Genomic DNA, 21377 nt, shown 5'->3' on the forward strand with positions numbered 1-21377 from the left:
TCCGCTGGTGACGGTCGGGGGATCAGGCCCCGCTCAGGAGGAACAGCAGGCCGACCGCGAAGGCGGCCGCGAGACAGCCCGCCACGACGCGGGCATTGCGCTCGCGGAAGCGCAGCCACTCGATGGCGAGCACGCGCAACCCCAGCGCCATGTGGACGGCGAGCGCGCAGACGAGTCCCCATTCGGCCGTGCGGACGAAGCCGTTATGGGTGAGGCCGAGGAAGCTCTCCAGCCGGTCGGCACCCTGGAGCGCGGTGCCGAGCGCGATGAAGTGCATCGGCAGGAACAGCGCCAGGGCGATCCCCGAGAGCCGGTGGATCAGCGCGGCGGCGAAGCCGGGCCGGCGCAGGGACGCGCGGGTGATGCCGGCCCGCCCGGCCGTGCCCGGGGCGGTCCTCATGCCGCGTACACCGCGAGTGCCGCCCGCAGGCCCAGCCCGGCGAGCAGGGCCGAGAGGGCGATCATGGAGACGTCGAGGGAGCGGCCGCGCCAGCCGGTCCACTCGCGCAGGACGCTGCGCAGGCCGATCGGCGCGTGGATCGCGGCCGCCAGAACGAAGACCGCGTAGAACAGCAGGAAGGCGAGGTTACCCTGCGTCCGGCCCAGGATCTCGCCGGCCGTGAGCCCGCCGCGCACCGCGTAGAGGATCGTGCCGAGATGGACCGCGACCGTGACCGCCAGGATCGCCGCGGTGCCGCGCTGGGCGAGGTACAGGAGCGGGCTCATCCGCGCCTCCAGAACCGGCGCAGCGCCGCCTTGCCGGTCTCGCGCTTGAGGCCCGCGATCGAGAAGGTCGGGCTCAGGCCCTTCGGGCAATGCTCGGTGCAGCTCATGTGGCTGTGGCAGGAATGGCAGCCGGCATCGCCCGCCACCGCGGCGAGCCGATCCCGGTCGCGGTCGCGCACGTCGTTGACCAGCGTCCAGGCCCGGTTGAGGGCCGCCGGCCCGAGATAGTCGGGGTTCCACGTCACCAGATCGCAGGCGGCGTAGCAGACGCCGCAATTGATGCACTCGATGCCGGCATCGACCTCCCGGCGCGCGGCGGATTCCGGTTCCACGACCGCGAAATCCTCGGGCGGGTTCTCGCCCGGCTCGAAGAAGCCGTGGGCCCGGCGCCACTTCTCGAAGAAGGGCTCCATGTCGACCGCGAGGTCCTTCACCACCGGCAGGTTGCGCAGGGGCTCCAGCAGAAGCTCTCCGTCGGGTGCCACGGCGGCGACTCGGGTCCGGCAGGTCCAGCGCGGGCGCCCGTTCACCGTCATGCCGCAGGAGCCGCACATGCCGACCCGGCAGGCGAACCGGTAGGCGAGGGTGGGGTCCTGGTCGCGCTGGATCTCGGTGACGACGTCGAGCACCGTCTGGTTGGCCCGGCGCGGCACCGCGTAGTCCGCGACGGTCTCTCCGCGCCGGACATGCACCCGCAGCGTCTCGCCTGCGCCCGGGTCGACGGCCGCGTGGCCGACGGGAGCCGTCACCGGTTGGCCTCCTTCGGGGCGCCGGCAGCGTTCGGATCGGGGAAGAACAGCTCGCTCTCGCTGTCGGCCTTGGCCGAGACCAGCCCGGCCCGGTTCATGTACGCGAGGTAGGCGAGCATCCGCTCCGGCTTGGTGGTCCAGGCGTTCTGCGGCGCGCGGATGATGGCCACGGCCTCCTCGGGCGAGATCTTCGCCCCCTCGGCCTTGATCCACAGGGCGGCGGCCCGGGCCGGGTCGTCGCGGATCAGCGCGAGGCTCTCCTCCAGCGCCGCCCGGAAGGCCGCCGTGACCTTGGGGTTCTCGGTGACGAAGCGGTTGGTCGCCCAGACGAGGTTAAAGGTGTGGGGGCCGCCCATCACGTCGTAGCTGTCGAGCACCTTGCGGGCGCGCGGGTCCTTCAGTTCCATCTCCTGGAAGGGCGGAGAGCCGAAATGGGCGGTGATCTCGGAGCGGCCGCCCATCATGGCGGTCTGCGCGTCCGGGTGCCCCATCGAGACGGTGAGCGGGTCGAGCTTGGCCTGCTGGCCCGGCCCGAAGGCCTTCTCGGCGGCCATCTGCAGGGTGATGGCCTGGATCGAGGTTTTCGCGGTCGGCAGGGCGATCTTGTCCTGGGGTCCGAAATCCGTGATCGACTTCACCGCCGGGTTGATGGTGACCAGCCAGAGCGGCATCGCGTTCAGCGCCGCCACGCCCTTGACCTTGAGATTGCCCTGCGTCCGGCCCCAGATCGTCAGGAACGGGCCGACGCCGCCGGAGGCGAGATCGAGGTTGCCGGAGAGCAGGGCCTCGTTCATCCCCGAGCCGCCGGTGAAGCGCAGCCACTCGGCCTTGACGTCGAGCCCGCGCTGCTTGGCCTGCTTCTCGAGCAGGCCCTCCTCCTCCATCACGGTGAGCGGCAGGTAGGAGATCCCGAACTGCTTGGCGAGCCGCACGGTCGAGACCTCGGCCCGGGCGGCGCCGAGCGCCCCCCATAGGACCGCGACCGTCCCGACGAGCCGGATGATGCTCCGTGCCGTCATGGCGCTCCTCACCTGTCCGCGCGCCGATCTTGCGAAGTCCGCGACCTCGTCGGCGTCGGATCGAGGATACGCCCCCGGGAAGGTCTGTCAATATTCATGTGTCATATATATGACCTGAGTACCGAGCCCCCGGTGGCTGCACCGAGACGCCCCGTGCGCGAGGGGACCGGCGGCGGATGGGCGGAGTGCGACCGACTCTCGCGGACGCTCTCGTCGGGATGATCGTCGACTTGGCACGCGTCAGAGTCGGCCCTTGTCTCGGGCTACCCGCCCCGCTGCGGGCGTCGGCGCAGATTTGAGGTCATTTATAAGACTTGCGCGCCGCCGCCGGCCGCCGCGACGTCGCTCACGCGAGGGCCGGCCGGAATGCGGCCCGCGGCCGGCACCGCGCAACCCGACCCACGGCGGAAGCCGGATCCGCCCGCGTCAGTCTTCCAGTGGCCGAAACCCGCTCGACGCGGGCTCCGCCGCCACGGCGCAGGTGTGGTCCTGCACGACCTCGCCGTTGGAGGCCTTGCCGAAGCGGCTGGTCACCAGACCGTCTAGGAGCACGAAGCCCGGCTTCGCGCCCGAAAACTCGGCGCCCACGACGGCCAGGGCGTGCTCGCCCATGGCCGAGCGCGCCCCGTCGTCGCGCGCCAGCAGGTCGAACGGGTCCGCGGTGCCGAGATCCTCGCCGAGCACGCGCATCGCCCTGTACGGGCGACCCACCAGCGGCTCCGCGAGAGGCGCCCAGCGATCCCCGATCGTGGGTGCGAGGCGGCGGAGGGTGTCGCGGACATCCCGGCGGACGCAGTCGATGTGGATGTGCAGCTGCCCCTGGGTCCGCCGCAGCCGCGAATTCACCGCGAGACTGACGTCCCGCCGGTCGAGCGGATGGCCGAGACGCTCCTCCACGAAGGTTCGGGCGCGCCACGCCTTGGCGAAGTAGTTCGTCGTGCCGGGCTGGAGGAGCACGGGGCTCTCGATGCCGGTGATGCGCGCCGTCGGGATCAGGAGGAACTGCGCCCGCCCGCGAAGGTCTTTGAGGATGGCGTATCCCTTCTCGACCCCGCCCTCCAGGTCGACCAGGCTGCACGGTGCGGGGCCCTGTCCGCGCAACGCGTGGGGGACGCACGCGCCGTGCACGATCGCCCACAGGGCTCCGCCCTTCCCGAGGAGGTTGGGCACGAGGGCGACGGCCAGCCAGACGGCCGTCGCCGCGAGGACGAGCAGGATGCCCAGCGATCGCCGCGACAGCCCGGTCCTCGCGCGCCCCGTCGAGCCGCGCGGTGACACGGTGCCCGGCCGGCCGCGGACGGCGTCACGCACCTGACGGGTGAGCCCGACCGCGGCTCTGCGCAAATCCATGACGTGACCCGGTAGCCCGTTGCCGCGAAGCGCCGGGGCCGCCGACGCCGGAACCGTCTTACAGATCGCCTGCCGCCTGAGCGATCTCTGTCCCGCTACGGATGCAACGCCGGACGGATCGTGCGGAACGCGGGCGCCGCCGCGGGGGCCGGCACCGGGCGCGGTGACGCGGCCGCGCTTTTCGCGCTCCGGAACCCGCGCAGCCCCTTCTCGGACACCTATCCGATGGGCCATGCCTTGAGAGGCCTCGTCATCGGCGCCGGACTGGGACATGCCTGTCCGCACCCCGATGCCGTCGGCGGCCGCAACCGATCCGGCGGCGCTCCGCCGGGAACGCGGCGCCAACGACAGGGGTGGGACGACGCGCGCGAGGACTTGCTCGACGCGCGCTCCGAGAGCCGGGAGCCCGGCGACCGCTGAGACAGACCGGACGGCCGGGGCAACCCGGGCCGCCCACGCGAGGAGACGACCATGACCGACGAACCGCACGGCTTCGACCGCGGCCTGACCAATTACGGCGACCGCGACTTCGCCCGCTACCTGCGCCGCTCTTTCGCGCGCTCGATGGGCATCTCGGTCGGCCTGCTGAACAAGCCGGTGGTCGGCATCGCCATGACGCCGTCGGGCTTCAACAACTGCCACCGGGGCATGCCGGAGCTGGTGGAGGCGGTCTCCCGCGGCGTGCTGGCGGCCGGCGCCCTGCCGCGGCCGTTCCCGACCGTGTCGCTCGGCGAGGTTTTCCTCAACCCGACCAGCATGATGTACCGCAACCTCATGGCCATGGACACCGAGGAGATGATCGGCGCCCAGCCGATGGACGCGGTGGTGCTGATCGGCGGCTGCGACAAGACCGTGCCGGCCCAGCTCATGGGCGCGGCCTCCGCCGACCTGCCGGCGATCCAGATCGTCACCGGCCCGATGTCGACCGGCCGTCACCGGGGCCAGCGGCTCGGCGCCTGCACGGATTGCCGGGGCTTCTGGGCCAAGTACCGGGCCGGCACCGTCGACGCCGAGGAGATCGCCGAGGTCGAGGGTCGGCTCTCCGTCACGGCCGGCACCTGCGCGGTGATGGGCACGGCCTCGACCATGGCGTGCATCGCCGAGGCGCTCGGCATGTCGCTGCCGGGCACCGCCGCGATCCCGGCGGTGCATTCCGACCGGCTGGTGGCCGCCGAGGAGACCGGCCGCGCGGCGGTGCGGCTGATCGAGACGCGGATCCGCCCCTCCCAGGTGATCACGCAGAAGTCGGTCGAGAACGCGATCCGCGTGCTGATGGCGGTGTCGGGCTCGACCAACGCCATCGTGCACCTCACCGCCATCGCCGGGCGGCTCGGCATCCGGATCTCGCCCGAGCGCTTCAACCAGATCTCCGACGAGACGCCGGTGCTGGTCGACCTGAAGCCCGTGGGGCAGGGCTACATGGAGGATTTCCACGCCGCCGGCGGCATGGGCGCGCTCCTGCGCGAACTGCGCCCGCTCCTGCATCTCGACACCGTGGACGTAGAGGGCCGGACGCTCGCCGAGCGCCTGGACGAGCCGGAGTCCTGGGTCGACCGCGCGGTCATCCGCACCGCGGCGGATCCCGTGTCGCCGGTCGGCGGCCTCGTGGCCCTGTCCGGCAGCCTCGCGCCCGACGGGGCGATCTTCAAGCGCGCGGCGGCGACGCCCGACCTGTTCGAGTCGGAGGGCCGGGCGGTGGTGTTCACCGGCCTGGAGGACCTGTCGGCGCGCATCGACGACCCCGCGCTCGACGTGGCGCCCGGCGACATCCTCGTCCTGCAGAATGCCGGCCCGCACGCGGCCGGCATGCCGGAGGCGGGCTACCTGCCGATCCCCAAGAAGCTGGCGCAGGCGGGCGTGAAGGACATGGTGCGCATCTCCGACGCGCGGATGTCGGGCACGGCCTTCGGGTCGATCGTCCTCCACGTGGCCCCGGAGGCCGCGGTGGGCGGGCCGCTGGCCGCGGTGCGCGACGGCGACCGCATCCGCCTGTCGATCCGGGACAAGCGCGTCGATCTCCTGGTCGCGGAGGACGAGATCGCCCGCCGGCTCGCCGACCACCAACCGCCGCCGGTTCCGGCCCGGGGCTACAAGGCGCTCTACCGGCGCAGCGTCACGCAGGCTCCGGAGGGCTGCGACTTCGACTTCCTCGCCAAGGCGGAGGGCTGACGGCCCGCAACCCTCCGTCCGGACGCGCCGGACGGCCGTGACGGACACCGTCGATCCGAAACCCGCGGCCCGCCCGGCGGGCCGCGCGCGCCGTCGCGGCATCTGGGGCCGTCGCATCGCCCGTCCCCGTCCCGGCGGTGAGGCGGCCCGAGCCGGGTGCCGCCTCGGACCGGCTCAGCCCGGGATCGTGGAGCGCGCCGCCTCGAGCAGTTCACCGGCCAGGGCCTCGTCGTCGACGCCCCGGGCCAGCACCACCGCCCCCACCATGGTCGACAGCGCGATCAGGGCGCGCTGCCGGCGGCGTTCCTTCGACGCTCTGGGCAGCCTGTCCGCGATGAGACCGGCGAGCCCCTTGACCCCCTGGGTGAACCGCGCCCGCAGGGCGCTTCCGGGCGGCTCACGCCCGACGTCGTTCACCAGCGCCGCGACGGGGCAGCCTCTCCCCGGCGTGCGGACATGCCCCAGGGAGAGGTAATTCTCGATGAAGGCGTCGAGGTTGGCCCGGTACTCGGCGCTGATCGCCGCGTCGAACGCCTCCGCGGCGAGGGCATCCTTGTTGGCGAACTGACCGTAGAAGCCGCCATGGGTCAGGCCCGCGGCCGCCATGATGTCGACGACGCCGATACCGTGTAGGCCGCGCTCCCGGAACAGGGCCGAGGCGACCTCGACCACGCGCTGGCGGTTCAGCTTGGCTTGCTCCTGCGAGACCCTCGGCATCGTACCGTCCTCCGCTCCGCCTCCTCACATAGATGCGAGATGTCATTTATTGAAGGGACGGCGAGCCGCGGATGCCCGAGGCCGGGCGGAGAGCGGCGTCGCGGTCGCGCCGCGGCGGCCGTTCAGGGCTGCCGACCGGCCCGCGCGAGGGGGCGAAGCGCGGGCCGGTCGACGCACCGCGCGCCCGGGACCCGAGCGCGCGATCGCGGGATGCCCCGAGCAGGGCATCGGTGGGGGGCGGCCGGGTCAGGGCTCGGCCGGCACGGGCACCGGTGCGGGGCCGGGTGCGGTCCGCGGCGCGTGCGCGTCCCGCGCCACCCGGAACCAGAGGGCGTAGAGTGCCGGCAGGAACAGCAGGGTCAGCAGGGTCCCGACGCCGACGCCGCCGATGAGCACGTAGGCCAGCGCCCCCCAGAACACCGAGTGGGTCAGCGGGACGAAGGCGAGCATCGCGGCAGCGGCCGTCAGGATCACCGGTCGGGCCCGCCGCACCGTCGACTCGACGATGGCCTCGTAGTCCGACAGGCCCGCCGCGCGGTCGTGGTGGATCTGGTCCACCAGGATCAGCGTGTTGCGCATCAGGATGCCGGACAGCGCGATCAAGCCGAGGATCGCGTTGAAGCCGAAGGGCTGGTGGAAGACGAGCAGCGTCGGGACCGCCCCGACGAGGCCGAGCGGCGCGGTCGCGAACACCATGAACATCGTGGTGAACGAGCGGACCTGCAGCATGATGACCGTCAGGGTCACGATCAGCATCAGCGGGAAGACCGTGACGAGCGCCTTCATCGCCTTCTCGCTCTCCTCCACCGAGCCGGCCGTGTCGATGCGGTAGCCGGGCGGCAGCCTCGCCTTGATGGCCGCGAGTTCGGGGACGATCTGCGCATGGATGTCCGGCGGCTGCTTGCCGTCGATCACGTCGCCCTGCACGCGGATGTAGGTCTCGCGGTTGTAGCGCTTGAGCACCGCGTCCTCGTTGCGGCTCTCCAGGTGCGCGACCTGGGAGAGCGGCACCTGCCGCCCGTCCCGCGTGGCCAGCGTCAGGTCGCCGATGTCGCCGAGCGAGCGGCGCTCGGGGCCGGGGCTGCGCAGGAGCACGTCCACGGAGCGGAGGTTCTCGCGGACCTGGGTCGCCGGCGTGCCGTTGAGGTAGCTCTGCAGCTGCTGGCCGGCCTCCTTCGGCGTCAGGCCGATCAGGCGCAGGCGCTCCTGGTCGAGGGCGAGGTGCAGGGTCGGCGTCCTGTCGCCCCAGTCGAGGTGGACGAGGCGCATGTTGGGGTTGGCCATCATCACGTCGCGCACCTCCGCGGCGATGCCCCGGATGACGGTGAGGTCGGGCCCGACCACCCGGAAGGCGACGGGGAAGCGCACCGGCGGCCCGAACACGATCTGCAGCACCCGCACCCGCGCCTCGGGGAAGCGGCCGTCGTCCACGAGCTTGCGCACCTTGCCGCGCAGCACGTCGCGGGCGTGGGAATCCGCGGTCTGGACGACGATCTGCGCGAAGGCGGGGTCCGGCAGCTCCGGGTCGAACGAGAGCACGAAGCGCGGCATGCCCTGGCCGATATAGCTCGTGATCTCGCCCGCCTCGGGCAGCGCGCGCACGGCCGCCTCGACCTTCCGGATGCTGGCCTCGGTGGTCGCGAAGGCGGACCCGGTCGGCAGCGTCACCTCGACGATGAGCTCGGAGCGCTCCGAGTTCGGGAAGAACTGCTTCTCGACCTTGCCCATGCCGACCGCGGCCACCGCGAACAGCGCAACGGTGATGCCGGCGGCCATCCACTTGTGGTCGACCGAGAGCCGCACGACCCGGCGCAGGCGCTGGTAGTTCCGCGTGGCGTAGATCGCGGCGTGGCCGCCCTCGACCGTCTTGATGTTCGGCAGGAGCTTGACGCCGAGGTAGGGCGTGAAGGTCACGGCCACGACCCACGAGACGATCAGCGAGTATGCCACCACCCAGAAGATGTTGCCGGCATACTCGCCCGCCGTGGAGGCGGCGAAGCCCACCGGCAGGAAGCCCGCGATGGTGACGAGCGTGCCGGTCAGCATCGGCGCGGCGGTGGCGCTCCAGGCATGGGTCGCCGCCGAGACCCGGTCGGCGCCCTCCTCCATGCGCACCACCATCATCTCGATGGCGATGATGGCGTCGTCGACGAGGAGGCCCAGTGAGATGATGAGCGCGCCGAGCGTGATGCGGTCGAAGTCGCGGCCGGTGATCATCATCACCACGAACACGGCCGAGAGGGTGAGCGGCACCGCCAGCGCCACCACGATGCCGACCCGGAAGCCGAGCGCCACGAGGCTGACGAAGATCACCACCGAGAGCGCTGTGAAGAACTTCACCATGAACTCGTGGATGGCGTCGTCGATCACCCTCGCCTGGTCGGTGATCTTCGTGAAGGTGATGCCGGTCGGGAGATCGCGATGGATCGCGACCTCCTCGGCGTTCAGCGCCTCGCCCAGGCTGAGTCCGTTGAAGCCCGGCTTCATCACGAGGCCGAGCACCAGGGCCGGCGCGCCGTCGTTGCGGATCGCGAAGGTCTTCGGGTCCTCGTAGCCGCGTTTCACCTCGGCGATGTCGCCGAGCTTGAGGCTGCGGTCGCCGGCCGCCACCGGCAGGTCGCGGATCGCGTCGAGGCCGTCGATGGCGCCGTCGAGGCGCAGGTAGACCCGCGGGCCGTCGGCCTCGACGAAGCCGGCCGGCGTCACGTCGTTCTGGTTGGCGAGCGCCGCCAGGAGCTGCTGGCCGGTGATGCCCAGGGTCGCGAGGCGCTGGTAGGAGACCTCGACGAAGATCTTCTGCGCCTGCTCGCCGAGGATGTTGATCTTCTCGACGCCGGGCACGCGCAGCAGCCGCTGGCGCAGCTCCTCGGCGCGGAGCACGAGATTCCGGTGCGGCAGCCCCTGGGCCTGGAGCGCGTAGAGGGCGAAGTAGACGTCCGAGAACTCGTCGTTGAACAGCGGCCCGAGCACGCCGCGCGGCAGGCCGGAGGCCTGGTCGGAGAGCTTCTTGCGCGCTTGGTAGAATTCCGACTGGAGCCGGGCCGGTGGCATGCTGTCCTTGAAGAAGACCTTCATCAGCATCAGGCCGGGGCGGACGGTCGTCTCGACGCGGTCGTAGTAAACGAGCTCCTGCAGCCGCTTCTCCAGCGGGTCGGCGACCTGCCGCTGCATCTCGTCGGTGGTCGCGCCGGGCCAGGCGGCCGAGACCGCCATGGTCTTGACCGTGAAGGTCGGGTCCTCGGCGCGCCCGAGCTTCTCGAAGGCGAAGATCCCGGCCGCGGTGACGGCGAGCAGGAGGAACAGCGTGACGGCGCGCTCGCGCACCGCCAGGGCCGAGAGGTTGAAGCCGGAGGCGTTCATCGACCGGCCTCCACGACGCTGGCGTCGGCCTGACGGACCTTCTCGCCCGCTCTCAGCAGATGGGCGCCGAGCGCGACGATCCGGTCACCGGGCGTCAGGCCCGAGGCGACTTCCGCGGTCTCCTCCGACAGGCGCGCGACGGTGACGGGCTGCGCCGCGACGGTCTGGGTCTCGGCGTCGTAGCGCCAGACGGCCGAGCCGCCGCCCTGGTCGAACAGGGCCCCCAGCGGCACGGACACCGAAGCCCGCGCCTGTCCCTGGGCAGGGATCAGCTGGAGCGTCACGGTCGCCCCGAGGGGCGCGGTCTCGCCCCCGCCCGACAGGATGTAGCGGGCGCGGTAGGTGCGGGTCGCCGGATCGGCCGTGGCCGACAATTCCCGGAGCTTGGCCGGGTAGGTCGTCTCGCCCTCGGCGTAGAGGGTGGCCGACGCCGTGCCCTTCGCGCGTTGCCGGCTCCCCTCCGGCAGGAACACCTCCGCCTCGCGCGCGCCGTCGCGGGCGAGCTTCACCACCGTCTGCCCGGCGGCGACGACTTGGCCCGGCTCGGTCGGCACCTCCATCACGACCCCGTCGGCATCGGCCTGGAGCTCGGAATAGCCGGCCTGGTTGGCGATCTGGCTCGCCTGCGCCTCGGCGTTGGCGAACTGGGCGATGGCCGCGTCGGCGGCCGCCTTGTTCTGGTCGTAGGTCTGCTTGGAGGTCCACCCGTCGCCGACGAGCTTGCGGCTGCGCTCCTCGTCGGCCCTGGCCTTGATCATCTGCGCGCGGGCCGCCTCGACCGAGGCGCGGGCCGCGTTGAGCGCCAGGGTGAAGTCGGTCCGGTCGAGCCGCATCAGGGGCTGGCCGAGGCGCACGTGGTCGCCCGGGTCGACGAGGCGCTCGAAGATCTTGCCGCCGACCCGGAAGCCGAGGTTGCTCTCGGTGCGCGCCCGGATCACGCCGGTGTAGCGCGCCACCGCCGCCGAGGCGGGCGCGACCGCGACGGTCTGCACCAGCGGCGGCTCCGGCGTGACGGCGGTCTCGGCCGGCGAGCATGCCGCGAGTGCCAAGCCGGCGAACCCGATCACCCATCGCGCGTCCATCACCGAGCCCCGTCGCAGCCGATCGACTGAAAAATTATGATCATCATTTATTATGGCGCGATACCGCCGTCAATGGCACCTGCGGCCAGCACCGGCCGAGGCCTGACGCGCGCCGTCCCCTCCGGCTCCGATCCGGCGGCCGTCCGATCCCCCTTGAAGAGAGCGGGGTCTGCCGGCATCTCACGATCATGCCCGATGTCGCGCTCGACGAAGCCAGCCTCGCCCGCTTTCTCGATGCCTTCTACGGGCGCGTGCGCGGCGATGCGCTGATCGGACCCGTCTTCGCGGCCGCGATCCCCGACCCGGACTGGCCGCGGCACATGGAGACCGTCCGGGCGTTCTGGTCCTCGGTCCTCTTCAAGTCAGGCCGGTACAAGGGCAACCCGTTCGGCAAGCATCTCGCGCTGGGCCGCCTCGAGCCCGAGCACTTCGCGCGGTGGCTCGAGCTGTTCGGGGAGACGGCCTCCGCCCATTTCCCGCCCGAACCTGCCGCCCTCCTGATCGAGCGCGCGCACCGCATCGGCGACAGCCTGAAGGCGGGCCTGTTCTTCCGGCCAGACATCTCGCCCGTCCGCGCGGCGGGATCGGCCGCGCCGTGACCCGCGGGGAAGGCGCACGCGTGAGACGCGCGCGGAGCCGCGACCGGCGGGACGGCTCGAGATCCCGGGGGCGGGTCCGGAGCCCTCAGAGCGCGGCCGGACTCGTGCGCGCCCGACGGCAGTGGATCAGCCACAGCACGATCGCCACGTTGACGGCGTTCCAGGCCAGCCCGTTGACGAACGCCGCACGGTAGGAGCCGGTGGCGTCGAAGATCGCCCCCGTGAGCCAGCCGCCGAGCGCCATGCCGGCCAGCGTCGCCATCAGCACCGCACCGATCCGCGCCCCGGCCTCCTCGGCCGGGAGGTACTCGCGCACGATGATCGCGTAGGCCGGCACGATGCCGCCCTGGAACAGCCCGAACAGGGCCGAGATCACGTAGAGCGAGGTCAGGTCGTCGAACGCGAGGTAGAGCGCGAGCGCCGCCGCCTGCAGCAGCGCACCGGCCAGCAGCGTCGCGAGACCGCCGATCCGGTCGGCGACGAAGCCCGACGCGACCCGGCTGACGATGCCGAAGCCGAGCATCAGCGACAGCATCTGCGCGCCGCGGGCGACGCCGTACCCGAGATCGCTGCAGTACGCCACGATGTGGACCTGCGGCATCGCCATCGCCACGCAGCACGCGGTGCCGGCCACGACGAGGAGGCCCTGCAGCGCCGCGGGCGACAGCGTCGTCACGGCCTGCGGACCGGCCGCGCGCGTCGCCGAGGCCCGTGGCGGCCGGCCCCGCATCAGCAGCGCGAGGGGCAGCATGGCGACGAGGCAGAACAGGCCGATGCCGGCCTGCGTCGCGCGCCAGCCGAACGCGTGGACCGCGCGCTCCACCACCGGCGGCCAGAGCGTGCCCGCGAGGTAATTGCCGGACGCGCACAGCGCGACGGCGAGCCCTCGCCGGCGCCAGAACCAGCGCGACACGTCGGCCATCAGCGGTCCGAAGGCGACCGAGCTGCCGAGCGCCCCGACGAGCACGCCGTGCACGAGGGCGAACTGCCAGAGGTTCGTCGCGAGGGCGCTGAGCCCGTAGCCGAGGGCCAGGCAGACGGTGCCGAGGACCAGCGGGGGCACGATGCCGATGCGGTCCGCGAGCCGGCCCATCACGAGGCCGCCGACCGCGAAGCCGAGCATCGTGAGGGTATAGGGCAGGGCGGCCGCCGCCCGATCGACCCCGAACTCGGCCTGAACCGCGGGCAGCACGACGACGACCGACCACATGCCGACGCCCCCGACCGTGCCGAGCGCCGTCGCCGCGGCGAGCCGACGCCAGGCGCGGCCCGAATCGGCAATCCCATCCTCAGCCATTCCGGCGCACATCGATCTCCGTCCGTGCGGCGCGTTTCACACGAATGCGCCTCCGTCGCCAGCACCGAGCCCGCCCGTCGGCGCGGGCCTTCGGGACACCGCTCGCTCGCCGACGCGCGCCTCACCCGGCCCTGCCGCGGCGCGCGATCGGTGCTAGAGGTGCCGCCGCGCTCGCCGGCGATGCCGGCTCGGGCCGGGGCGACCATCGGTCGGCCGATGTCGGGCCTCGATGGCGCCCGTCCACCGACCACCCGTACGAGAGGGCTGACGCCACGATGCGAACGATCGTTTATGCCGATGGCGGTTGCGACCCGAACCCCGGGCCGGGGGGGTGGGGCGTCGTCATCGCGGCCCCGGACGGCACGATCGAGCTGTGCGGCGGGGAGCCCGGCACCACGACCAACAACCGGATGGAACTGACGGCCGCGATCAAGGGCCTCGAGCATTTCCCCGCCGGGGCCGCGATCGAGATGCGGTGCGACAGCCAGTACGTCGTCAAGTCGGTGACCGAGTGGATGCGCGGCTGGAAGGCGCGGGGTTGGCGCTCGACGACGGGTGACGTGAAGAACGTCGATCTCATGAAGCGCCTCGACGAACTGAACGCGGCGCGCGACGTGAAGTGGACCTGGGTCCGGGGGCATGCCGGCGACCGCCTCAACGAGCGCGCCGACGCGCTCGTCCACAGGGGGCGTCGCGAAGCGAAGCTCGGCAAGCTCGAGTCGCGGAGCAGCGCCGCGCCCGTACCGGCCCCGACCGCCGCACCCGCGCCGTCGAGCCGGGGCGCCGACCTGCGGATCGACCTCGCGCTCGGCCTCCAGGTCGCTCGGGCCGCGAAGGCGGCGGGTGTCACGCCCGACGCACTCGTCGACGATGCGATCCGGTTCTACCTGGAGATCGGGCCGAGCGAGGTCGCACGCCTGCGATCAGGCCGGCCCTAGCGGGCGAGGCCGCGCGCGGCGACGCCGGGTCGCCGTTCCGCGATCTCCGGGACGGGGCTCGGCCTACTCGCAGACCTCGATCCGCCGAACGTGCTCGTACCCGTACGGGTCGATGTACGCGCGGCGCTCGAAGTGGCAGGCGCCGTACGGGTCGGGCGCGGCGTAGACGGGGCGACCCGGGTAGTACCCGCTGTTGGCGGACGCGATGGCGCTGCCGGCCACGACGCCGCCGAGGATGCCCAGCGCCACGGCGCCGCCGACGCCGATGCCGCGCGCCTGAGCGGCCGGCGGGGTGGCGCAGAGTGCCAGGGCGACCAGCGCGGCCGCACCGCCGGTCCGCAGAAACGTTTGACGCATGGTGTCCTCCCATTCCTCGATGCGGACACCATGAGCCCGCGACCGCCGGATCTCGGTGCTGATCGGCACCCCGAGTTCAGGGCCCGCCGCGCGCGACGCGGTGCCGGGCGATCCGGCGCTGTCATCGATCCTGTTCGGAGCTGTGGTAGCTACCCGGACCGGCCGCGCGGCCTCGTGGACCGCGCGGCGCTCGTGAACGGGACCGCCATGCGCTTCTCTGCCCTCGTCGTCGGTTTGTGCCTGACCTCCTTCCCGATCGGTGCGGCACTGGCACAACCGGCCCCGAAGCCCGCGCCCACGACCGCGCCGGATCCGGCCCTGCTGAAGGTTGCCCGGGAGACCGTCGCGCAGATGCAGGGTGATCGCGCCGCGACGCTCGGCTCGATGGCGGCCCCCATGATCGGCATGATGCAGCAGATCGGGATCAAGGAGCCCGACAAGGCGCAGGTGCTGGTGCAGGAGGTCGTCATGCCGACGCTCACGGCACACTACGACGAACTGCTCGACATCCAGGCGCGCGGTTTCGCCACCGTGCTGAACAAGGACGAGCTGCAGGCCATCGCCGCCTTCTACGCGACCCCCGCCGGGAAGCGCCTCGCGGCGGCCCAGCCGCAGCTCGCTCAGATCCAGCTCGCGGGCATGCAGCAATGGATCCAGTCGGTGATGCCAGAGATGCAGGGCAAGCTGACGACGGCCATCCAGGCCCACGGCTGGGCGCCGGGCGGACCGGCGAAGCCGCGCTGAGCCTCCCCGGGCCGCGACGCCGTCCGAGCGGAGCGGCGCCCTGCTTCGAAGGCGTCGATAGGCCGGACACGATGCGGGGCGCCGGGACGGCGTACCCGGACGCTCGGTCAGCGCGGCGGGCCTGAACGGTCAGCCGATGGCCCAGAACAGCGGCAGCGCGCCCGCGAGGAACAGGGCCGAGGAGACGAGCACGGCGAGGCGCTCGCGATGGTGCAGGACGAAGGCGTGCGGGCTGGCGAACATGGCTGGGTCGGATCGGTGGTGAGGGCATCACGCTCGCTCCTGAACCTTGACGGATCGAGGGCGCTTCGCGCTGTCCACAGGTGATGGCCGATCTCTGTCGCTGCCGCGCCACATCCTTTTGTATGTGCTCGGGCGCACCTCCCGGACGGCTCTTCTGGCATATTGAATTCAGCAGGCCGTCTTTCCCCCCTCGGCGGCCCGATCCAGCGGCGCAGCGACCCCACGGGTCGCTGCGCCGTTGTCGTTGTGGCCCGGGCTCGGCGCGAGGCCCCCGGCCCGGTGCCGCGCTGGAACGCCTCGGCCGCGGCGACGCGCGATCCGCGAGGGATTCGGATCGGGAACCGCGACACCGTGAAGGTCCGGATCGGACCGGTGGTCGCCCGCCGTCAGGGCCCGATGCGCCGCACGGGCGGCGCATCCTCCCGGGTCTCCTGCGCTGAGGGCGTCCAGAGGATGGACCGGTCGACGGCGCGGATGTCGCGATGGCCGCACAGGGCCATCGTCATGTCGAGTTCCGTGCGGATGATCTCCAGGGAGCGGGCGACGCCGGCCTGGCCGTAGGCGCCGAGCCCGTAGAGGAAGGCGCGGCCGATGAACACGCCCTTCGCGCCCAGGGCGACGGCCTTCAGCACGTCCTGGCCCGAGCGGATCCCGCCGTCCATCAGCACCTCGACGCGCCGGCCGACCGCGTCCGCGATCCCGGGAAGCGCGGCGATGGACGAGGGGGCGCCGTCGAGCTGCCGCCCGCCATGGTTCGAGACGATGAGCGCGTCGGCCCCGGTCGCGGTCGCCCTCTCGGCATCCTCGACGTCCAGGATGCCCTTCAGGATCAGGGGACCCTGCCACCGGTCGCGGATCCGCCGCACGTCGTCCCAGTCCAGGCGCGGGTCGAACTGGTCCGCCGTCCAGGCCGAGATGGAGCGGGTATCCCGCACGCCGTCCACGTGCCCCACGATGTTGCGGAAGGTCCGGCGCTGCGTGCGCAGCATGGACCAGCACCAGCGGGGCTTGGTCAGGAGATCGAGGACCGTGCCCGGCGTCAGCCGCGGCGGGGCCGACAGGCCGTTGCGGATGTCCTTGTGGCGCTGCCCGAGGATCTGGAGGTCCAGCGTCAGGACCAGGGCCGAGCAGCCCGCCGCCTTCGCGCGGTCGATGAGGCGGTCGTTGAAGCTGCGGTCGCGCATGAAGTAGAGCTGAAACCAGAACGGCTTGCTGACGTTCTCCGCGACGTCCTCGATGCTGCAGATGCTCATCGTCGACAGCGTGAACGGCACCCCCGCCGCCTCCGCCGCCCGTGCCGCCAGGATCTCGCCGTCGGCGTGCTGCATGCCCGTGAGCCCCGTCGGCGCCAGGGCGACGGGCATCGCGACGGCCTGACCGGCCATCGTCGTGGCGAGGGTACGGTCGGTCATGTCGACCGCGACGCGCTGGCGGAGCTTGATGCCGGCGAACTCGGCCTCGTTCGCGCGGTAGGTCGACTCCGTCCACGAACCGGAATCGCAGTAATCGTAGAACATCCGCGGCACCCGCCGCTTCGCGACCCGCCGCAGATCCTCGACCGTCGTGATGATGGGCGCCATGGGAGGTTCGGCCTCGCGACTGGATGACGGGGCCGGTCGCGGTTGAGGCGGGCTCGCGCCCGCTCGTACGCCGCGCGCGCTTCAGGCCGCGATGCCCCGTGCTGGAAGCTCGACGGTGCAACGGTTCGCTGGAAAACGGAAGCGCCTCCTCGCCGAATGCGCCGGTCGCGTCAGGCCTCTCCCGCGCGTACACCGATCCTATAGCGCCTGTTGCGCTCGCCCGCGCCGCAGAGGAACGCCGGATCTCTGCCTGAAAGTACACATTCCGGATCGCGCCTGTTCGGATCTTCGTGTTCCGAGCGCGCGTCAGGACAGAATGAATGCGGGCGGAGCCTCGCCGTCATCGTCTTCGCCTTCGCCGCACCGCAGCGAAAGCGGTCGAGTGACGATCCGAGAGCTTCTTCTCATCGAAGCTGAGCGTCGAAGGTTTGCAGGATAGACATCGGCGCGCGGAATAGGGACCATCGTCGCCAACGCCGGGCCCGAGCATCGGCGGTGGGACGGATACGCCAATGAGGACGACGCGCCGCGTTTTCTTGACGGGGGCCGCATCCGCAGTCGCGGGCGGCCTGGCGCCGGGGGTGGTCCGCTCGGCCTGCGCTCAGGGCGCCGGGTCGACCGTCCGGATCGGCATGGTGCTCCCGGTGACGGGGCCCGGCGCGGATGCCGGCCGCTACGCGCTCGCCGGGGCCAAGATCGCCCTGGAGACGGTCAACAAGGCCGGCGGCGTGCTCGGCAAGCCCCTGGAGATCGTCACGGAGGACGATCAGACCACCAATCCCGGCGCGGTCTTCGCCTTCTCGAAACTGGCGTCGCAGGGCGACCTCGTCGGCTTCCTCGGCTCGATCCGCTCGACCCAGAACCACGCGATGGCGCCCGACATCCTGAAGACGGGGAAACCCGTCTGTTTCGGCGGCACCGACCCGGTCCTGACGCAGCTCGGCAATCCCTGGCTGTTCCGCTTCCGCCCCAACGACACCTTCTCGGCCCGGGTGATCGCCGAGCACGGCGTCAACGGGCTGGGCAAGAAGAAGTGGGCGATCATCCACTCCACCGACGCCTTCGGGACCAGCGGCGCCAAGGCGCTGACCGAGAGCCTCGCCAAGGGCGGTGCCACGGTCGCCCTCGACCAGGGCTACACCAACCAGAGCCAGGACTTCACGCCGGTCGTGCTGGCGATCCGTCAGTCGGGCGCCGACGTGATCGGCTCGTACTTCACCTTCGAGAACGACATCGGCATCTTCGCCCGGCAGCTGCGCCAGCTCGGCGTCACCGCGCCCTGGGTCGGCTCGCCCTCGATCACCAACGTCACCGCCCTGAAGCTCGCCGGGCCGTCCCTCTACGGCACCTACGGCGTGGCCGACTACGCCGAGGAGTCGGGCGACGCCGCGCGCGCCTACGGCAAGGCCTACCGGGCCGCGATGAAGATCGCGCCCGACAACCAGTCCTCCTGGACCTTCGACGCGGTCACGGTGCTCGCCAAGGCGATCAACGCGGCGGGCAAGACCGACCCGCAGGCGGTCCGCGAGGCGATCCTGGCGGTGCGCGGCCACGAGGGCGCCGAGGGAACCTACAACTTCGACAAGAACGGCGACGGCCTGCACGGCTACAACGTCGTGCGCAACGACAAGGGCAACATCGTCTTCGACCGGCGGATCGACTTCTACCAAGGGTGAGCCGGCCGACGTGTTCGGGGTGCGTGAACGACATCCGGAGGAGGAGGCGAGAGTGCGGACCGCATGGACCTGATCCTGCAGCTCCTCTTCACCGGGATCGGCATCGGCTCCGTCTACGCCCTGGTGGCGCTCGGCTTCGTGCTGATCTTCCGCGCCACCAACGTGGTGAACTTCGCGCAGGGCGAGTTCTCGATGGTGGCGGCCTTCCTGATGGTGGTCTTCGCCGTCGACCTCCAGTGGCCCTACTGGCTCTCCCTCCTCCTGACTCTCGGCGGGATGGCGCTGCTCGGCGCCCTGTTCAATCTCGGCGTCTACTACCCGCTGCGGCACCGCAGCTACCTGCCGGTGATCATCTCGACCATCGGCGCCTCGATCTTCCTGGCGAACACGACGCTCGCCCTCTACGGGCCGCAGCCGCAGGTGCTCCCGCCCGTCTTCGAGACGCAAGGGTTCCTGCTCGGGCCGGTCTTCCTCGACAGCCAGTACCTGCTGATCATCGCGGTGACGGCGGCCCTGGTTGCGTTCCAGTACTGGTTCTTCGAGCACACTCTGGTCGGCAAGAAGCTTCAGGCGACGTCCCAGGACAAGGAGATGGCCGCCCTCCTGGGTATCCCGGTGGCCGGCATGATCATGCTGACCTTCGTGTACAGCGCGGTGCTCGGCGGCATCGCCGGCATCCTGGTGGCGCCGGTGCTGTTCGTGTCGATCCAGATGGGGGCCACGATCGCCCTCAAGGCCTTCGCGGCGACGATCATCGGCGGCTTCGGCGATGTCACCGGGGCGATCATCGGCGGCCTCGCGCTCGGCATCATCGAGACCTTCGGGGCGGCCTACATCTCGGTCCCCTACAAGGACGCCTTCGCGTTCCTGGTGCTGGTGGTGTTCCTGGTCGTGCGCCCGCAGGGCCTGTTCGGCGAGCGCGTGGCGGAGAAGGCATGAGCGGTCGCCCCTCCACCGTCGCCGGCCCGGCCGCAGCGGCTCCCGCGCCCCCGCCCCGCCGCCTGCCCCTCGGGAGCCTCGCCTACGCGGTCCTGGCCGCCGCCCTGGTGACGCTGGCCGCCACGACGCCGCTCAGCGGCTACGCCCTCAACATCCTGATGCAGGCGGCGACCTACGCCATCGCGGTGATCGGCCTCACCGTGGTGCTCGGCCTGTGCGGGCAGATCAACCTCGCCCAGGCCACCTTCTTCGGGATCGGTGCCTACGCGGTCGGGCTCGGCACGGTCGACGGGGGCCTGAACTTCTGGATCTGCCTGCTCACCGGCCTCGGTCTCGCGGTCGTGCTGGGCGCCGCGCTCGGCGCCTCCACGCTGCGGCTCGGCGGCCACTACCTCGCCATGGTGACGATCTCGTTCCAGCAGATCCTGACGCTGGTCCTCACCAACTGGATCCCCGTCACGCACGGGCCGGACGGCGTGCCGAACATCCGCCGCCCGGCCCTGTTCGCGGACGGGCAGAGCTACCTCGCCCTGTGCGTGCTGGTGCTGGCCGTCGTCGGCTGGCTCGTCTGGCACATGCCGCGGACGCGGCTCGGGCGCGCCATGCGGGCGGTGCGCGACAACGAGCTCGCGGCGGGGGTCTCGGGCATCGACATCTACCGCACCAAGGTCGCGGCCTTCGCGCTCGGGGCGCTGCTGGCGGGGCTCGGCGGCGGGCTGTTCGCCGGCAGCTTCACCTATATCAGCCCGGACCAGTTCGCCTTCGCCGAGTCGATCGTGTTCCTGACGATGGCGCTGCTCGGCGGCGTCGGCTCGCCGGTGGGCGCCGTGATCGGCACGGCCCTGCTGATCCTGATCCCGGAATGGCTCCGCTTCCTCAAGGAGATCCCCGGGCTCTACCTCGCGATCTACGGGCTCGCGGTGATCCTGATCGTGGTGTTCATGCCCGACGGGATCTGGGGCTTCCTCGGCGACCAAGTCCGGCGGCTGCGCCGCGCCCGCCCGATCCCGCCGCCCGCCGCCGAACTGATTCTGAGCCAGGGCGAGGCGTCCGCCGCGCCGATGCTGGAGGTGTCGGACCTGTCGAAGCACTTCGGCGGCCTCAAGGCCGTGGACGCGGTGAGCTTCACGGTGGCGCGGGGCGGCATCCACGCGCTGATCGGCCCGAACGGCTCCGGCAAGACCACGACGCTGAACGTCCTGTCCGGCCTCTACAGCCCCACGGGGGGCACCGTGCGGCTGGCCGGGCAGGACGTCACGCGCCTGTCCCCGCACCGGCGGGCGGCGGCCGGGATCGGGCGCACCTTCCAGAACATCCGCCTGTTCCGCTCCATGAGCGCCCTGGAGAACGTCGTCATCGGCGCCGAGCGCCCCAACAACCCGCTCGGCGCGCGCGACCGGGCGGGGCTGGAGGCCCGCGCCCGGGCGGCTCTGGCCTTCGTGGGGCTGGAGGGGCGGGCGCAGGAGCCGATCTCCGGCTTCTCGTACGGCCACCAGCGCCTGATCGAGATCGCGCGGGCGCTGGCCGGCAACCCCGTGCTGCTGCTCCTCGACGAGCCCGCCGCGGGGCTCAATTCCAGCGAGAAGAATGCCCTGACGGTGCTCCTGCGCCGGATGGCCGCCAAGGGCCTGACCATCCTGATCATCGACCACGACATGACGCTGGTGAGCGACGTGGCGAGCCACATCACCGTGCTGAACTTCGGCCGCCGCATCGCCGACGGCGTCACGGCGACCGTGCTGCGCGAGCCGGCGGTGATCCAGGCCTATCTCGGCGAGGACGCCGCCGCCGGTCCGGCGGCGAGCCTCAAGACCGACCTCGCCCCGGCCTGA

Annotated in this window: 18 protein-coding genes; 7 read left to right on the forward strand and 11 right to left on the reverse strand. The window is 71.7% G+C overall.

Annotated features, from left to right (window positions below; genetic code table 11):
• Positions 1–22: 22 nt before the first annotated feature.
• The 5 genes from ACLBYB_RS14900 to ACLBYB_RS14920 form a co-directional block, all read right to left on the reverse strand.
• Positions 23–400 (reverse strand): succinate dehydrogenase, cytochrome b556 subunit, encoded by a 378-nt coding sequence (locus ACLBYB_RS14900; RefSeq protein ID WP_447699225.1) that lies wholly within the window; start codon positions 398–400, stop codon positions 23–25.
• Positions 397–726, reverse strand: a complete 330-nt coding sequence (locus ACLBYB_RS14905; protein WP_447699226.1) for a succinate dehydrogenase — start codon at positions 724–726, stop codon at positions 397–399. The genes ACLBYB_RS14900 and ACLBYB_RS14905 overlap by 4 nt, the downstream gene beginning before the upstream one ends.
• Positions 723–1475, reverse strand: a complete 753-nt coding sequence (locus ACLBYB_RS14910; protein ID WP_020094912.1) for a succinate dehydrogenase/fumarate reductase iron-sulfur subunit — start codon at positions 1473–1475, stop codon at positions 723–725. The genes ACLBYB_RS14905 and ACLBYB_RS14910 overlap by 4 nt, the downstream gene beginning before the upstream one ends.
• Entirely contained in the window at positions 1472–2494 is a 1023-nt protein-coding gene (locus ACLBYB_RS14915; protein ID WP_447699227.1) for an ABC transporter substrate-binding protein, read from the reverse strand. The genes ACLBYB_RS14910 and ACLBYB_RS14915 overlap by 4 nt, the downstream gene beginning before the upstream one ends.
• A 426-nt stretch (positions 2495–2920) precedes the next feature.
• Positions 2921–3844 carry a CDP-diacylglycerol diphosphatase gene (locus tag ACLBYB_RS14920; RefSeq protein WP_447699228.1) on the reverse strand — a complete coding sequence of 308 codons (924 nt, stop codon included), beginning with the start codon at positions 3842–3844 and terminating at the stop codon, positions 2921–2923.
• 471 nt (positions 3845–4315) lie between these two features.
• Between ACLBYB_RS14920 and ACLBYB_RS14925 the strand changes: the two genes are divergently transcribed.
• On the forward strand, positions 4316–6013 hold the full coding sequence (locus ACLBYB_RS14925) for an IlvD/Edd family dehydratase (RefSeq protein ID WP_447699229.1): 1698 nt from the start codon (positions 4316–4318) through the stop codon (positions 6011–6013).
• Positions 6014–6187: 174 nt separating this feature from the next.
• Here the strand turns inward: ACLBYB_RS14925 and ACLBYB_RS14930 are convergent, their stop codons facing one another.
• The 3 genes from ACLBYB_RS14930 to ACLBYB_RS14940 form a co-directional block, all read right to left on the reverse strand.
• Positions 6188–6730: a TetR family transcriptional regulator gene (locus ACLBYB_RS14930; RefSeq protein WP_447699230.1), complete on the reverse strand. Its 543-nt coding sequence runs from the start codon at positions 6728–6730 to the stop codon at positions 6188–6190.
• A 246-nt stretch (positions 6731–6976) separates the two neighbouring features.
• Positions 6977–10090 (reverse strand): efflux RND transporter permease subunit, encoded by a 3114-nt coding sequence (locus ACLBYB_RS14935; RefSeq protein WP_447699231.1) that lies wholly within the window; start codon positions 10088–10090, stop codon positions 6977–6979.
• The gene (locus tag ACLBYB_RS14940) at positions 10087–11172 is read right to left on the reverse strand and encodes an efflux RND transporter periplasmic adaptor subunit (RefSeq protein ID WP_091978509.1); all 1086 of its coding nucleotides are present in this window, start codon (positions 11170–11172) and stop codon (positions 10087–10089) included. The genes ACLBYB_RS14935 and ACLBYB_RS14940 overlap by 4 nt, the downstream gene beginning before the upstream one ends.
• A gap of 188 nt (positions 11173–11360) precedes the next feature.
• On the opposite strand from ACLBYB_RS14940, the gene ACLBYB_RS14945 reads away from it, so the two are divergent.
• Positions 11361–11771, forward strand: a complete 411-nt coding sequence (locus ACLBYB_RS14945) for a group III truncated hemoglobin (RefSeq protein WP_447699232.1) — start codon at positions 11361–11363, stop codon at positions 11769–11771.
• A gap of 85 nt (positions 11772–11856) precedes the next feature.
• On the opposite strand, the gene ACLBYB_RS14950 is transcribed toward ACLBYB_RS14945, so the two are convergent.
• Positions 11857–13068, reverse strand: coding sequence for an MFS transporter (locus ACLBYB_RS14950; protein WP_447699233.1), 1212 nt, complete (start codon positions 13066–13068; stop codon positions 11857–11859).
• A 275-nt stretch (positions 13069–13343) separates the two neighbouring features.
• Between ACLBYB_RS14950 and ACLBYB_RS14955 the strand changes: the two genes are divergently transcribed.
• Positions 13344–14006, forward strand: coding sequence for a ribonuclease H family protein (locus ACLBYB_RS14955; RefSeq protein ID WP_447699234.1), 663 nt, complete (start codon positions 13344–13346; stop codon positions 14004–14006).
• A 63-nt stretch (positions 14007–14069) separates the two neighbouring features.
• On the opposite strand, the gene ACLBYB_RS14960 is transcribed toward ACLBYB_RS14955, so the two are convergent.
• A complete protein-coding gene (locus tag ACLBYB_RS14960) occupies positions 14070–14363 on the reverse strand; it encodes a hypothetical protein (RefSeq protein WP_056530937.1) in 294 nt (97 codons plus the stop codon).
• A gap of 207 nt (positions 14364–14570) precedes the next feature.
• Between ACLBYB_RS14960 and ACLBYB_RS14965 the strand changes: the two genes are divergently transcribed.
• A complete protein-coding gene (locus ACLBYB_RS14965) occupies positions 14571–15107 on the forward strand; it encodes a DUF2059 domain-containing protein (RefSeq protein WP_100251818.1) in 537 nt (178 codons plus the stop codon).
• 629 nt (positions 15108–15736) lie between these two features.
• Here the strand turns inward: ACLBYB_RS14965 and ACLBYB_RS14970 are convergent.
• Complete coding sequence (locus ACLBYB_RS14970) at positions 15737–16930, reverse strand: alpha-hydroxy acid oxidase (RefSeq protein ID WP_056530545.1); 1194 nt, start codon at positions 16928–16930, stop codon at positions 15737–15739.
• A gap of 512 nt (positions 16931–17442) precedes the next feature.
• On the opposite strand from ACLBYB_RS14970, the gene ACLBYB_RS14975 reads away from it, so the two are divergent.
• From ACLBYB_RS14975 to ACLBYB_RS14985, 3 genes are all read left to right on the forward strand, one after another.
• Positions 17443–18606 (forward strand): ABC transporter substrate-binding protein, encoded by a 1164-nt coding sequence (locus ACLBYB_RS14975; protein ID WP_447699235.1) that lies wholly within the window; start codon positions 17443–17445, stop codon positions 18604–18606.
• A gap of 63 nt (positions 18607–18669) precedes the next feature.
• Positions 18670–19545: a branched-chain amino acid ABC transporter permease gene (locus ACLBYB_RS14980; protein ID WP_012329745.1), complete on the forward strand. Its 876-nt coding sequence runs from the start codon at positions 18670–18672 to the stop codon at positions 19543–19545.
• Positions 19542–21377 carry a branched-chain amino acid ABC transporter ATP-binding protein/permease gene (locus ACLBYB_RS14985; protein WP_447699236.1) on the forward strand — a complete coding sequence of 612 codons (1836 nt, stop codon included), beginning with the start codon at positions 19542–19544 and terminating at the stop codon, positions 21375–21377. The genes ACLBYB_RS14980 and ACLBYB_RS14985 overlap by 4 nt, the downstream gene beginning before the upstream one ends.

This window comes from Methylobacterium sp. D54C (assembly GCF_053345595.1).